This window comes from Zavarzinella formosa DSM 19928, from assembly GCF_000255705.1.
Lineage (GTDB): Bacteria > Planctomycetota > Planctomycetia > Gemmatales > Gemmataceae > Zavarzinella > Zavarzinella formosa.
On sequence record NZ_JH636447.1, the window covers coordinates 102044 to 102272 of the forward strand.

1 protein-coding gene is annotated in these 229 nt (G+C 72.9%); it reads right to left on the reverse strand.

Going from position 1 to position 229, the window contains the following annotated elements; all coding sequences use genetic code 11:
* On the reverse strand, positions 1-229 hold a 229-nt coding region (locus BGIM_RS66185), incomplete at both ends, for a hypothetical protein (protein WP_193789058.1).

The window sequence follows — 229 nt, forward strand, 5'->3', positions numbered from 1 at the left end:
GGGGCCCGCGGGGGCTTCGGGGGCCCCGGCCGCCCCCAGCCGTGTTCGCGGGGCCTTCGCCGAGAGGCACGCCAGCACGCGGGACGGCATGCCGGTCGTGCCGCGAAGTTCGAGCAGCAGTTGAACCAGGACGGCCCATGTCCGCAGGTGTTCGGTGGAATGATCGAGGAAGAGGCCGAGGCTGTTGTCCCCGCCGAGGGCGACGGCCGCCGCGAACTGTGATTCCGCG